This is a genomic window from Streptomyces sp. NBC_00306 (assembly GCF_036169555.1).
Lineage (GTDB): Bacteria > Actinomycetota > Actinomycetes > Streptomycetales > Streptomycetaceae > Streptomyces > Streptomyces achmelvichensis.
The window spans coordinates 4,538,929-4,552,425 of sequence record NZ_CP108032.1 but is presented as its reverse complement, the minus strand read 5'-3'; the positions used below and the strand labels follow the sequence as shown (position 1 = coordinate 4,552,425).

Genomic DNA, 13,497 nt, shown 5'->3' with positions numbered 1-13,497 from the left:
CGGAGGAGTGCAGTGGCAGCCAACGACCGGGCAGCAGCACCCGGAAAGTCCGGCGGAGGCTCCGGCAACGAAGCACTGATCCGCGCCGCCCTGAGCGCGGTGGCGCCGGGCCAGGCCCTGCGCGACGGCCTGGAGCGGATCCTCCGCGGCAACACCGGCGGCCTGATCGTCCTCGGTATGGACAAAACGGTCGAATCGATGTGCACCGGCGGCTTCGTGCTGGATGTCGAGTTCACCGCGACCCGGCTGCGCGAGCTGTGCAAGCTGGACGGCGCGCTGATCCTCGACAAGGACATCACCAAGATCCTCCGGGCCGGTGTGCAGCTGGTCCCGGACGCGTCCATCCCCACCGAGGAGACCGGCACCCGCCACCGCACGGCGGACCGGGTGTCGCGTCAGTGCGGCTTCCCCGTGGTGTCCGTGTCGCAGTCCATGCGCCTCATCGCGCTGTACGTGGACGGGGAGCGCCGGGTCCTGGAGGAGTCGGCCGCGATCCTGTCCCGCGCGAACCAGGCCCTCGCGACCCTGGAGCGCTACAAGCTCCGCCTCGACGAGGTCGCGGGCACGCTCTCCGCGCTGGAGATCGAGGACCTGGTGACGGTCCGGGACGTCACGGCCGTGGCCCAGCGCCTGGAGATGGTGCGACGGATCGCCACCGAGATCGCCGAGTACGTGGTCGAGTTGGGCACCGACGGACGGCTGCTCTCCCTCCAGCTCGACGAGTTGATCGCGGGCGTCGAGCCCGAGCGCGAGCTGGTCGTGCGTGACTATGTGCCCGAGCCCACCGCGAAGCGGTCCCGTACGGTCGACGAGGCCCTGTTCGAGCTGGACTCCCTGACCCACACGGAACTACTGGAACTACCCATAGTGGCCAGGGCTTTGGGCTACAGCGGCTCGCCCGAGACCCTCGACTCCGCGGTCTCCCCGCGCGGCTACCGGCTGCTGGCGAAGGTGCCGAGACTGCCGGGCGCGATCATCGAGCGGCTGGTGGAGCACTTCGGCGGGCTGCAGAAGCTGCTCGCGGCGAGCGTCGACGACCTTCAGACGGTCGACGGTGTGGGCGAGGCGCGCGCACGCAGCGTCCGCGAGGGCCTGTCACGGCTCGCGGAGTCCTCGATCCTCGAGCGGTACGTCTAGGGACTGCCGTCGACATCGGCCCGCGCCGACCCCGAAGCCTGTCGTTCAGCCTGAGCCGAACGGCAGGCTTCAGTCCTTCTCCAGGCGGAACGACGCCGGCAGCACGGTCACACCCGGGAACTTCGCCTCCACCAGATACGTGCCCGCGGGCGCGGCCCCCGGCCGAGGCGTGGCGCACTGCGGCTCGCTCTGCCTGCGGTCCCACTGCACGGTGTACGTGATCGTCTGGCCCGCCGGCACCCTCAGCAGCACACTGCCCGCACCCGGGGGGCAGTCCTTCGACGACCACACCTCGTCGTCCCCGTTGTCGGTGACGGTCAGCACCGCCGCCCGCGGACCGAAGTCCGCCTTGCACGTCGCGGACGACGAGTTGGAGGCGACCAACTGGAACGTGGGCTTCTCACCCGGCTCGTACGACACCTTGAGGCTGCGCAGGGTCAACTTCAATGCGCCGGGAGTGCAGTTGGGCAGGGTCGAACCGGCCGGTACCTGCTGGCCCGTCGAGCCGCCCGCCGCTCCGCCGGCACCGCCCGCGCCACCGGCACCACCCGCGGCGCCGCCTCCGCCGGTTCCCGCGCCACCGTCGCCGCCGGCTCCGCCGTCCGCGCCCGTACCGCCGGTTCCGCCACCGCCGTTGCTCTCACCGGTGCCGCCGGTGTCACGGCCACCGGGCTGTTCGCTGATCGCGGGACCCGAGGACGTGGGCCCCGGAGTGATCGAAGTGGCGGGCGAGGGACCGCCGTTGGCGCCGTCGTCCTTGTCTCCGCCGCCTCCGCCCGTCGTGAGGGCCCATACGACCAGGAGCAGGAGCAGCGCGACCAACGACAGCGCGACTGCCCTCCGTCGCCAGTAGATGGAGGAGGGGAGTGGCCCGATCGGATTGCGCAGAGATCCCACGACCCAAACTCTACGAGAGATCCGGGCCAACTCCCGTCCCACCCGCCGCTCTACTTGCAAGTTCTGCGGATCATCATCACGGCAGGACGTTTCGCCGCGGCCCGCAGCCGTCGTTCGCGCTCGGGCCGGTAGCAGTGGGTGACCGATCCGTCCGGGAACGCACGCTGCGTGATCACATGCGTGCAGCGGTCGGGCTCGTCGGCCAACTCGGCGCTGTGGCAGGGGTTCTGGCCTACGGCCCGCCTCCGCCGTCGCCTGGTGTCCTGCAGGCAGCGGGAGTTCGCGGGCGCGCGGAGAGGCAAGGCCCTCGCCGTCCCCCGGCCCGGTTGTCGTCATCACGACCGACGGTGTCCTCCCGCGGCAGCGACCGGCCGCCTGAGCTCTGGCACATCGCGCGCGGAGACGGCGACCGGCCCGGGCCCCCGGCCACGCGCGAGCGGCGGCCGGACCCGGGGAACCAGGCACCCGGCCCGGCAGGAGGGAACCCGCCTCCCGGGGGGCCATCCTCCACGCCCCCGCGCCGGGCCACCGGTGGATGCGCCCTCCGTCCGCTCGGACGTGCCAGGATCGGAGTGCCATGACTGACACCACCACACACACCGCCCGCGCCGACGCGGCGTCCCTCCACTCCCCCGTCATCGACTGGTTCGACGAGCACGCCCGTGATCTGCCCTGGCGCCGCCCCGATGCGGGTGCCTGGGGCGTGATGGTGAGCGAGTTCATGCTCCAGCAGACTCCGGTCAGCCGGGTCCTTCCCGTGTACGAACAGTGGATGGCCCGCTGGCCCCGGCCCGCCGACCTCGCGGCCGAGGCGCCCGGCGAGGCCGTTCGCGCCTGGGGCCGGCTCGGCTACCCGCGGCGTGCCCTGCGGCTGCACGGAGCCGCGCAGGCGATAGCGGAGCGGCACGGCGGCGATGTGCCGAGCGACCACGGGCAGCTGCTCTCGCTCCCGGGGATCGGCGAGTACACGGCGGCCGCGGTGGCCTCCTTCGCCTACGGCCAGCGCCACGCCGTCCTCGACACCAATGTCCGCCGGGTCTTCGCGCGGGCGGCGACGGGCGTCCAGTACCCGCCGACGGCGACCACCGCGGCCGAGCGCAAGCTGGCCCGCGCGCTGCTGCCCGACGACGAGAGGACGGCTGCCCGGTGGGCGGCGGCCTCCATGGAACTCGGCGCGCTGGTGTGCACCGCGCGGAACGAGGACTGCTCCCGCTGCCCGATCGCCGGGCAGTGCGCCTGGCGGCTGGCCGGCAAACCCGCACACGAAGGCGCGGCCCGCCGGGGCCAGACCTATGCGGGCACCGACCGTCAGGTGCGCGGCAGGCTCCTCGCCGTTCTCCGGGAGGCGCACGTGCCGGTCCCACAGTCGGCGCTGGACGCGGTCTGGCACGAGCCCGTGCAGCGGGCGCGCGCCCTCGACGGACTCGTCGCCGACGGGCTCGTCGAGCCACTGGACGACGGTACGTACCGACTGCCGGGCTGAGCACCTGCCGACCGGACGGGGGGCTTTCCCACCCGAACCGGACCTGAAACATCGGCTGTTACACAACCGATGGATGGCCGTGCGCCGTCCGACGGCTGCTCCGCACAGGGCCGTGACAACCGCTCCGTAGCTTCTGTGGCGTAACGGAACACGGTTGCTTGTCACGGGGACGGAGGCGGTTGGAATGGCGCACGGCGAGGTGCTCGAATTCGAAGAGTACGTACGCACACGGCAGGAGGCTCTGCTGCGCAGTGCCCGGCGTCTCGTGCCCGACCCGATCGACGCCCAGGACCTGCTGCAGACCGCCCTGGCCCGCACCTACGGCCGCTGGGACGGCATCGCCGACAAGTCGCTGGCCGACGCCTACCTCCGCCGCGTCATGATCAACACGCGTACCGAGTGGTGGCGGGCCCGCCGCCTCGAAGAGGTGCCCACCGAGCAGCTGCCCGACGCCAGCGTCGAGGACGGCAGCGACCAGCGCGCCGACCGCGCCCTGCTGATGGACATCCTGAAGGTGCTGGCTCCCAAGCAGCGCAGCGTCGTGGTGCTGCGACACTGGGAGCAGATGAGCACCGAGGAGACGGCTGCCGCCCTGGGGATGTCGGCAGGTACCGTGAAGAGCACACTGCACCGGGCACTGGCCCGCCTCCGTCAGGAGCTGGAGAGCCGGGACCTGGACGCGCGCGCTCTGGAGCGCGGCGAGCTGCGGCGTGATGGTGAGCAGGTGAAGCATCTCCCGCGCCCGAAGGGCAACGGGGGAGATCGGGGGCAGGAGAGGTGCGCGGCCTGACAACCAGGGGCGGCAGGGCATCACTGGCGGCGAGCGGCACGGCGATTGCCGGGCTCGCCGCCGTCGGCCTGTTCACCGTCGCGTGTTCCACCGGCGGCACCGGAGTGCAGGACGAGGGCGCTGCACACGCGGACGCCGTCGCCAAGGCCACCCCGTCCGCCGGCGCCTCCTCGACGGGCGAGACGCAGTTCGCCAAGACCGTGGACGCGGTGGACCTGATCAAGAGCGACCCGAAGGTCAGCGAGCGGGTGAAGGCCGACCTCAAGCCGTGCAGCCGCGACTCGTACCCGGTGGACACCTCGTACGGGAATCTGACCGGCGGCACCGTGCCCGATGTCGTCGTCAACGTGATGACCTGCGGCGACGCCGTGGGCATGGGCACGTATGTGTACCGCGACAACGGCAGCAAGTACGAGAATGTCTTCGCGGCGGAGGAGCCCGCGGTGTACTCCGCGATCGACCGGGGCGACCTGGTCGTGACCAAGCAGGTGTACGCCAAGGGTGATCCGGTGGACGAGCCGTCCGGCGAGGAGATCACGACGTACCACTGGACGAGCGGCAAGTTCACCCAGCAGTACTGGGTGCGCAACGAATTCAGCAGAGCGGTGGGCGAGGGCGACGTGGTCGCCTCCGAGGCGCCGCAACCGGACGGGAACTGAGAGCAGCGGATGGCCGACACCCATGTCCTCTTCGTCGAGGACGACGACGTCATCCGTGAGGCCACCCAGCTGGCCCTGGAGCGCGACGGCTTCGTCGTCACCGCCATGCCCGACGGACTGCTCGGACTCGAAGCCTTCCGCGCGAACCGCCCGGACATCGCGCTGCTCGACGTCATGGTGCCGGGACTCGACGGGGTGAGTCTGTGCCGGCGCATCCGCGACGAGTCGACCGTCCCGGTGATCATGCTGTCGGCCCGGGCCGACTCGATCGACGTGGTGCTGGGCCTGGAGGCGGGCGCCGACGACTACGTCACCAAGCCGTTCGACGGCGCTGTGCTGGTCGCCAGGATCCGCGCGGTGCTGCGCCGCTTCGGTCACGCCGGTGGCGCGGCGAGCGGCGAGCTCGCGTCCGGCGGCCAGGACGGCCAGGGTGCGGTGCTGACCTTCGGTGAGCTGGTGATCGACACCGAGGGCATGGAGGTGCGGAAGGCCGACCAGCCCGTGGCACTGACACCGACCGAGATGCGGCTGCTGCTGGAGTTCTCCTCCGCGCCGGGCACGGTGCTCTCCCGCGACAAGCTGCTCGAACGCGTCTGGGACTACGGCTGGGGCGGCGACACCCGCGTGGTCGACGTCCATGTCCAGCGCCTGCGGACCAAGATCGGCCAGGACCGGATCGAAACGGTCCGCGGCTTCGGCTACAAGCTCAAGGCATGAAGCGTTTCGCCCTGCGCACCGGGGTCCGCTGGAAGATCAGCATCGCGATCGCCGCCGTCGGCGCGCTCATCGCCATGGCCCTGAGCCTCGTCGTGCACAACGCCGCCCGCGTCTCGATGCTGGACAACGCGCGCGATGTCCAGATGGACCGTGTCCTGCTGGCCCAGCGCTGGTACGAGACGTCCAAGAACAAGGACCCGCGCTTCAGCACCAAGATCAATGACCCCGCGCTGCCCAAGGCGCTCCAGAAGCTGATGCGCGAGAAGCGCCGCGGCAGCTATGTGCAGGACCACCACGACGGGCCGCCCGAGATCTGGGCGGCCGTTCCGCTGTCCAACGGCGACGTCCTCTCCCTGCACTCCCAGTTCGCCGGCCGCAGCGCCACCGTGATGAAGGCCCTGGACCGGGCGCTGATCATCGGCTCGGTCTCGGTGGTCTTCGGCGGCTGCGCCCTCGGCGTACTGATCGGCGGGCAGCTCTCGCGGCGGCTGCGCAAGGCCGCCGCGGCGGCCCGGACGGTCGCTCAGGGCAACACGGACGTCCGCGTCCGGGACGCGATCGGCGGTCTCGTACGCGACGAGACCGACTCGCTCGCCCGGGCCGTGGACGCCCTCACCGACGCGCTGAACGCCCGCATCGAGGCCGAGCGCCGTGTCACCGCCGATATCGCGCACGAGCTGCGCACCCCGGTGACCGGGCTGCTCACGGCGGCGGAGCTGCTGCCGCCCGGCCGTCCCACCGAGCTCGTACGGGACCGGGCCCAGGCCATGCGGACGCTGGTCGAGGACGTCCTGGAGGTGGCGAGACTCGACAGCGCCTCGGAGCGGGCCGAACTCCAGGAGATAGCCCTCGGCGAGTTCGTCGGCCGCCGGATCGCCGCGCTCAACCCCGATGTGGTCGTACGGATCGTCCACGAGTCATGGGTGAGCACCGATCCGCGGCGGCTCGAACGCATCCTCCTCAATCTGCTGACCAACGCCGCCAAGTACGGCAAGGCGCCGATCGAGGTCACCGTCGAGGGACGGGTCGTGCGGGTACGGGACCACGGCCCCGGATTCCCCGAGGCGCTGCTGCGCGAGGGCCCGAGCCGCTTCCGCACGGGTGCGAGCGACCGCGCCGGGACGGGCCACGGCCTGGGCCTGACGATCGCGGCGGGGCAGGCGCGGGTCCTGGGCGCCCGGCTCACCTTCCGCAACGCGGCTCCGGGGGGCACGACGCCTCTCGGGGAGTCGGGCGGCGCGATCGCGGTGCTGTGGCTGCCCGAGCACGCGCCGACGAGCACGGGCAGCTTCCCGATGCTGCTCGACGACTAGGGCCTGTCTGCCGGCAGGCCCGATAGGTCCTGTCCGGGCGATCTTCGAGGGTCAGCCTGTGGCGTCAGCAGCGAGGTGCCGTAGCTGTCGTCACAGGCCCGACAAGATCGCCCGGGGCCTAGCACGACCAGTCCTTGTCGAAGTCGAGTGCGCCCTCGCGCCGCTGCGTGAAGGAGTACCAGTTCCCCGAGTCGTCGCGCAGGATCGCCTCGGTGCCGTACGGCCGCTCCTGCGGGGCCTGGAGGAACTCCACGCCGCGCTTCTTCAGCTTCTCGTAGTCCCCGTGGATGTCGTCCGTGGCCAGCACGCCCGCTCCCATGACCCCCTTGGAGACCAGCGTCTTCAGGGCCTCGGCCGCTTCCGGGTCCATCGTCGACGGGTCCGGGACCATCAAGGTCAGCTCCACGTCGGGCTGGTCCTTCGCGCCGACCGTCAGCCAGCGCATCCCGCCCTCGCCCATCGTCATGTCCGTGCGGACCTCGAGGCCGAGCTTCTCGGTGTAGAACTCCTTCGCCCGGTCCTGGTCCAGGACCCAGACGGTGGAAATGGCGAGGCCTTTGATCATGAGGTGCTCCTCGAGGGGTGATTCCTGCTTGCCCTGCCACCGTAGGCAGCGGCCCGGTCAGCCGGCTTCTTCAGAATTGCGCAGCTCGCGGGAGTCGTCGCGGGAGTTGTCGGCGGAGACATCGCAGGAGCCGGAGCGGGAGCCGGAGCCGGTGTCCGGGCCGCCGGAATCGCCGGCGGGCCCCGTGCTGCCCGCGCCCGGCCCGTCGGCGGTCTTCCTGCCCGGGAAGCCCCCCGCGTACAGCAGGGCGTAGCACCCGGGGATCAGCGCGGCTCCGCGGCCGACGTGCCGGGCGCGGTACTGGCTGGGGGTCAGCCCGGTTTGTTTCTTGAACCGGGTGGAGAAGGTGCCCAGGCTGCTGAAGCCGACGAGCGTGCAGATCTCGGTGACGGAGAGGTTCGCCGAGCGCAGCAGCTCCTCGGCGCGGTCTATGCGTCTGCGGGACAGGTACTGGCCGGGCGTCTGCCCGTACACCGCCTTGAAGGCGCGGACGAAGTGATAGCGCGAATACCCGGCATGCGCGGCCACCGCGTCCAGGTCGAGCGGCTCGGCCCAGTCGCGGTCCATGGCGTCCTTGGCGAGGCGCAGCTGCCGCAGATGGGCAAGGCGCGCCGGCGCCGCGGTGGTGCTGTCCACATCCCCGATGCTGGCACGCGCCACTGACAACGGCCCCCGGTGTGCACACACCGGGGGCCGTGAGCCGGGCAGCGGGCCGGGCGGAGCCTCAGCGCCGCGCCGGGCCCACCGCGGTCGGACGCTCTCCGTGTCCGGACGCGATCAGACGCTCTCCGCGACCTTGTCCTGCGGCGCCGGGTCCTTCGCGGGGGCGGCACCGCGCAGCGGCACCTCCTTGACGAAGAAGGCCGCGACGAAGCCGAGCACGGCGACCGACGCTCCCAGGAGGAAAGCACCGTGCGTCCCTGACGACACGGCGAATTCGTACGCCTCGCGAAGGTCGTCCGGCAGTTTGGCCAGGCCGGCCGCGTCCAGCTGGGCGGAGTGCTCGGTGAGGTCCGCGTTGCCGCCGGCGGACATCTCGTGGTTCACCCGGCTCGTGAACAGGGCGCCCATGATCGCGACGCCGAAGGAGCTGCCGAGCGTACGGAAGAGGGTGGCCGCGGAGGAGGCGACGCCCATGTCCTTGAGCTCGACGCTGTTCTGCGCGACCAGCATCGTGATCTGCATCAGGAAGCCCATACCGGCGCCGAGGACGGCCATGTAGACGCCGGAGGCGAGTCGCGAGGTCTCGGTGTCCATCTGCGCGAGCAGGAACAGGCCGGTCACCATCAGTCCGGCTCCGATGATCGGGAAGATGCGGTACCGGCCGGTGTTGGTGGTCACCCGCCCCGCGATCATCGAGACGACCAGCATGGACATCAGCATGGGCAGGAGCAGCAGGCCGGAGTTGGTCGCCGAGGCGCCCTGGACGGACTGCTGGTACAGCGGCAGGAAGAGGACCGCGCCGAACATGACGAATCCGGCGATGAAGCCGATCACCGACATCAGCGTGAAGTTGCGGCTGCGGAAGATGTGCAGCGGCATGATCGGCTCGGCGGCCTTGGTCTCGACGAAGAAGAAGCCGGTGAGCGCGGCCACGCCGATCGCGATGAGCTCCATGATCACGGCGGAGCCCCAGGCGTACTCCGTACCGCCCCAGGTCGTGACCAGCACGATCGAGGTGATGCCGACCGTCAGCAGGGCCGCGCCCAGGTAGTCGATGCGCGGCTTGGTGCGCCCGCGCTTCGGCAGGTGGAGGACGGCGGTGACCATCGCCAGCGCGACGGCGCCGAGCGGGAGGTTGATGTAGAAGGACCAGCGCCAGCCGAGGTGGTCGGTGATCGTGCCGCCGACCAGCGGTCCGCCGATCATGGCCACGGCCATGACACCGGCCATCATGCCCTGGTACTTGCCGCGCTCCCGGGGCGGGACGAGGTCACCGATGATCGCCATGACGCCGACCATCAGACCGCCGGCACCGAGACCCTGGACGGCCCGGAAGCCGATCAGCTGACCCATGTCCTGTGCCATACCACTCAGCACGGATCCGATCAGGAAGATCACGATCGACAGCAGGAAGATGTTCTTGCGCCCGTACAGGTCGCCGAGCTTGCCCCAGATCGGGGTCGAGGCCGCGGTGGCCAGTGTGTAGGCGGTGACGACCCAGGACAGATGCTCCAGACCGCCGAGGTCGCCGACGATGGTCGGCATCGCGGTGCCGACGATCATGTTGTCGAGCATGGCCAGCAGCATCGCGATCATGAGCGCGAAGATCACGATCCGTACACTGCGCGGCTCTTTCGCGGCCCGCCCCTGGCTCTTCTCGGGCTCCTCGGGATCCCGCTTGCTGGTGTCCATCGGTTCCACTCCCCCACGCACTTACTTGCCGCCCGGCTAGCTGACTACACTGGGGAAGGTAGACCGCGCACTAGCCGGGCGTCAAGTAAGTTTGAGCGTTCTTGGGGAGAGACCATGGCCAGAGGGAACACACGCCAGCGCATCCAGGACGTCGCCCTCGAACTCTTCGCCGAGCAGGGCTACGAGAAGACCTCGCTGCGCGAGATCGCCGAGCGGCTCGATGTCACCAAGGCGGCGCTGTACTACCACTTCAAGACCAAGGAAGACATCGTCATCAGCCTCTTCGAGGATCTGACGAGGCCGATCGACGAGCTGATGGAGTGGGCCCAGGCGGAGCCGAAGACCCTCGCCACCAAGAAGGAACTGCTGCGCCGCTACAGCGAGGCCCTCACCCAGGCCGCTCCCCTGTTCCGCTTCATGCAGGAGAACCAGGCGACGGTCCGCGAGCTGAGCATCGGCGAGACCTTCAAGAAGCGCATGCTCGGCCTGCTGGACCTGATCAAGGAGCCGGGTGCCCCGCTGCCCGACCAGGTCCGCTGCGCCAGCGCGCTCTTCACGATGCACGCGGGGATGTTCTTCCTCCAGACAATCGAAGGCGACCCCGAGGACAAGCGCCAGGCTGTCCTCGAGGTCGCGATCGATCTGGTGAGCCAGGCCCACCGCGTCACCGGGTGACGTACCGCGGAGCGGATGTCAGAAGGTGACACCCACGGTGCGCAGGAACGAGGCCGGGTTGAGCGCCGAGCCGTAGTTCGGGGTCGTACGGATCTCGAAGTGCAGGTGCGGGCCGGAGGAGTTTCCGGTGTTGCCGGACTTGGCTATGGACTGGCCGGTCTTCACGTGCGAACCGACACCCACGTTGATCTTCGACAGGTGCGCGTACTGCGAGTACTTGCCGTTGGCGTGCTTGATCACGATGGCGTTGCCGTACGCGGCGCCGTCGCCGCCGCCGTACGGGCCGGCCTTCACGACGGTACCGGCGTTCGCGGCCTTGACCGTGGTGCCGACCGGGACGGCGAAGTCCTGGCCGGAGTGCTTGTGCGCCCACATGGCGCCGCCCTGGTTGAAGCTCGCGCTCAGCGTGTACTTGCCGACGGGCTTGACCCAGGCGACCTTCTTCGCGGCCTTGGCCTTGGCAGCCTTCGCCGCGGCGGCCTTCGCGGCCTTGGCCTTGACGGCCTTCGCGTTCACAGCGGCCTTCGCCTGGGCATCGGCCTGCGCGGCCACGGCGGTCGCGGGGTCAGCAGCCGCAGTGGTGCCCCCAGCTGCGGAGGCGACACCCGCACCGGCTCCGACGACCATCACGGCGCCGAGTCCGGCGGCGACGACGGTGCCACGGGTACGGAGCACGGACGGGCGGAGACGGTGGTTGATGCGCTTCGACATTCGGGGGAACCTCCGGGCATGAATGGACCCGGCACGCTCGCACCGGGCTGGCTCCACATTGGTAACCGAAGCGCCCATCCGTCATCAAACCCCCCATCTACGACATTGCGTCGTAGCTCCGGCGCCAGGAATCGGACTCTTGACACCCCTCGACCATGATCGAGAAGCGCACCGGAAACACGGGGAGATATCCCCTCGAAAACGGGTTTAATCGCATGTACCGGTGGGGCGGGGCCCCCATGGGGACCGGATCCGACCCATTCGTCCGCCGATGGGCCGAAGGTCCCCCCGCCGCCAGGACCGAAGGGCCCGGCCGAGCGGCGCACCATGCTCCTATTCCGGCTAGTAGGACCGGATGGGCCTGTGTGCCTTGTCACGAGCGAGGGACCCTCGGAGGCGGGTGAATGTTGCCCAGGCCACACCAACACCCAAGTCCTGTATGCCCGTTTCGCCCATAAAACGCCCCTGAAAAGGGGGCTCACCGGGCCGACCGGCGTCCTTCCCGCGCGAGGCCACCTCCGGGATGCTCCTGTGCCATGAGTAGACCCGTGATTCGCTCGAACCGCCGCGGACAGCGCCGCGCCCGGATCCGGCCCGTCGTCATCGGGCTCGCCTGCATCCTCACGTCCACACTCACCTGGAGCGCGCCCGCCGGAGCCGGGCCGTCGGACGACGGCCTCAAGGGGGCCATCGACACGATCCTCGCCGACGCCCGGATGGACGGCGGCGCCGCGAGCGTGGTGATCGCCGACGCCACCACCGGCGAACGGCTCTACCAGCGCACCGGCGCGGACCGTCTGATGCCCGCGTCCAACACCAAGCTCGCCACCTCCGTCGCCGCGATGGCGCTGCTCGGGCCCGACTACCGCTACCGCACCGACGTGCTCGCCGGCGGCCCGCGGTACGGCTCCACACTCCGCGGCGACCTGTATCTGCGCGGCAGCGGCGACCCGACCGCCCTCGCGCAGGACTACGACCGGCTCGCCGCCGACGTCGCCGCGACCGGCATCAGACGCGTCACCGGCAGGCTCGTCGCCGACGACACCCGCTTCGACACCCAGCGGCTCGGACGTTCATGGGCGTCGGACGACGAGTCCTCGTACTACTCCGCGCAGATCTCACCCCTCACGGTGGCCCCCGACACCGACTACGACTCGGGCACGGTCATCGTGGAGGCCCTCCCGGGCTCCCGGCCCGGCGCCCGGCCACGGATCAAGGTGACACCGCCGACGGACTACGTACGCCTCGACGTGCGCGGCACCACCGTCCCCGCCGGGCAGCCGGACACCCTCTCCGTCGAGCGGCAGCACGGCACCAACACGATCACGGTCAGCGGCAACATTCCCGTCGGCGCCGGTGCCACCAAGGAGTGGATCGCCGTCTGGGAGCCGACCGGCTACGCGGCCGCGGTCTTCTCCGACGCGCTCGCCCGCCACGGTGTCCGCGTCGCCGGACCGCCCCGGCTGGGCCGGCCCACACCGGCCGGCGCGAAGGAGCTCGCCTCCCACCGGTCCATGCCGCTGCGGGAGCTGATGGTCCCGTTCATGCAGTTGTCCAACAACATGCACGCCGAGACGCTCACCAAGACCATGGGCCGGGAGACGTCGGGCCGCGGCACCTGGGCAGCCGGCCTGGCGGCGGTGGACGGTTATCTCAAACAGGAAGGCGTCGACACGGCAGAGCTGCGCCAGGTCGACGGCTCCGGTCTGTCCCGGATGAACCTCTTCCCGGCCGAGCAGCTGACCACCCTGCTCCTGTCCGTCCGCGACGCCCCCTGGTACGCGGACTGGTATGCCTCCCTGCCCGTGGCGTGCCACCCGGACCGCTTCACCGGCGGAACCCTGCGGACCCGCATGTGCGGGACCGCCGCGGCACTCAACGCCCGCGGAAAGACCGGTTCGCTCACCGGCGCATCCGCGCTGTCCGGCTATGTGAAGGACGCGGCCGGCCGTGAGCTCACCTACAGCGTCGTGCTCAACAACTACCTCGCGTCCTCGGTGAAGAGCATCGAGGACGCGATCGTGGTGACGCTGGCGAAGTCCGACACGGCCAACGACACGGTCACGGCCGTACCGCCGAAGCCGCGCCGCGCATCCGAGGCCCCGGCCGATCTCGAATGCTCCTGGCGGAAGCCGGCGCTCTGCTGACACCCCGATCCCGGGGCGAGGCACAGCAAAGGGGCTGCCCCGGACCGC

At 70.4% G+C, this 13,497-nt stretch carries 12 protein-coding genes and 1 pseudogene; 8 read left to right on the top strand and 5 right to left on the bottom strand.

The window, feature by feature from the left end:
• The first annotated feature begins 12 nt into the window (after nucleotides 1-12).
• Complete coding sequence (disA, locus tag OHA05_RS20300; protein ID WP_313944917.1) at nucleotides 13-1,137, top strand: DNA integrity scanning diadenylate cyclase DisA; 1,125 nt, start codon at nucleotides 13-15, stop codon at nucleotides 1,135-1,137.
• 69 nt (nucleotides 1,138-1,206) lie between these two features.
• Here disA and OHA05_RS20295 read toward each other — a convergent pair whose 3' ends face one another.
• On the bottom strand, nucleotides 1,207-2,034 hold the full coding sequence (locus OHA05_RS20295; protein ID WP_313944918.1) for a hypothetical protein: 828 nt from the start codon (nucleotides 2,032-2,034) through the stop codon (nucleotides 1,207-1,209).
• Nucleotides 2,035-2,611: 577 nt separating this feature from the next.
• Between OHA05_RS20295 and OHA05_RS20290 the strand changes: the two genes are divergently transcribed.
• From OHA05_RS20290 to cseC, 5 genes are all read left to right on the top strand, one after another.
• Nucleotides 2,612-3,517, top strand: coding sequence for an A/G-specific adenine glycosylase (locus OHA05_RS20290; protein WP_313944919.1), 906 nt, complete (start codon nucleotides 2,612-2,614; stop codon nucleotides 3,515-3,517).
• Nucleotides 3,518-3,701: 184 nt separating this feature from the next.
• Complete coding sequence (locus OHA05_RS20285; protein ID WP_313944920.1) at nucleotides 3,702-4,307, top strand: SigE family RNA polymerase sigma factor; 606 nt, start codon at nucleotides 3,702-3,704, stop codon at nucleotides 4,305-4,307.
• Nucleotides 4,295-4,966, top strand: coding sequence for a hypothetical protein (locus OHA05_RS20280; protein WP_313944921.1), 672 nt, complete (start codon nucleotides 4,295-4,297; stop codon nucleotides 4,964-4,966). The genes OHA05_RS20285 and OHA05_RS20280 overlap by 13 nt, the downstream gene beginning before the upstream one ends.
• A 9-nt stretch (nucleotides 4,967-4,975) precedes the next feature.
• The gene (gene cseB, locus OHA05_RS20275) at nucleotides 4,976-5,683 is read left to right on the top strand and encodes a two-component system response regulator CseB (protein WP_328861362.1); all 708 of its coding nucleotides are present in this window, start codon (nucleotides 4,976-4,978) and stop codon (nucleotides 5,681-5,683) included.
• Nucleotides 5,680-6,996 carry a two-component system sensor histidine kinase CseC gene (gene cseC, locus OHA05_RS20270; RefSeq protein ID WP_313944923.1) on the top strand — a complete coding sequence of 439 codons (1,317 nt, stop codon included), beginning with the start codon at nucleotides 5,680-5,682 and terminating at the stop codon, nucleotides 6,994-6,996. Before cseB ends, cseC begins: the two co-directional genes overlap by 4 nt.
• Before the next feature lie 118 nt (nucleotides 6,997-7,114).
• Here cseC and OHA05_RS20265 read toward each other — a convergent pair whose 3' ends face one another.
• The 3 genes and pseudogenes from OHA05_RS20265 to OHA05_RS20255 form a co-directional block, all read right to left on the bottom strand.
• Complete coding sequence (locus OHA05_RS20265) at nucleotides 7,115-7,561, bottom strand: VOC family protein (protein WP_313944924.1); 447 nt, start codon at nucleotides 7,559-7,561, stop codon at nucleotides 7,115-7,117.
• A 162-nt stretch (nucleotides 7,562-7,723) separates the two neighbouring features.
• Nucleotides 7,724-8,128: pseudogene (locus OHA05_RS20260) on the bottom strand (helix-turn-helix transcriptional regulator); the annotation flags it as partial.
• A gap of 210 nt (nucleotides 8,129-8,338) precedes the next feature.
• Complete coding sequence (locus OHA05_RS20255; protein WP_328861361.1) at nucleotides 8,339-9,916, bottom strand: MDR family MFS transporter; 1,578 nt, start codon at nucleotides 9,914-9,916, stop codon at nucleotides 8,339-8,341.
• A gap of 114 nt (nucleotides 9,917-10,030) precedes the next feature.
• On the opposite strand from OHA05_RS20255, the gene OHA05_RS20250 reads away from it, so the two are divergent.
• Nucleotides 10,031-10,591, top strand: coding sequence for a TetR/AcrR family transcriptional regulator (locus OHA05_RS20250; protein ID WP_327681662.1), 561 nt, complete (start codon nucleotides 10,031-10,033; stop codon nucleotides 10,589-10,591).
• An 18-nt stretch (nucleotides 10,592-10,609) separates the two neighbouring features.
• Here OHA05_RS20250 and OHA05_RS20245 read toward each other — a convergent pair whose 3' ends face one another.
• Nucleotides 10,610-11,302, bottom strand: a complete 693-nt coding sequence (locus tag OHA05_RS20245; protein WP_313944927.1) for a M23 family metallopeptidase — start codon at nucleotides 11,300-11,302, stop codon at nucleotides 10,610-10,612.
• A 536-nt stretch (nucleotides 11,303-11,838) separates the two neighbouring features.
• On the opposite strand from OHA05_RS20245, the gene dacB reads away from it, so the two are divergent.
• Nucleotides 11,839-13,449 (top strand): D-alanyl-D-alanine carboxypeptidase/D-alanyl-D-alanine endopeptidase, encoded by a 1,611-nt coding sequence (gene dacB, locus OHA05_RS20240; protein ID WP_313944928.1) that lies wholly within the window; start codon nucleotides 11,839-11,841, stop codon nucleotides 13,447-13,449.
• Nucleotides 13,450-13,497 lie beyond the last annotated feature (48 nt).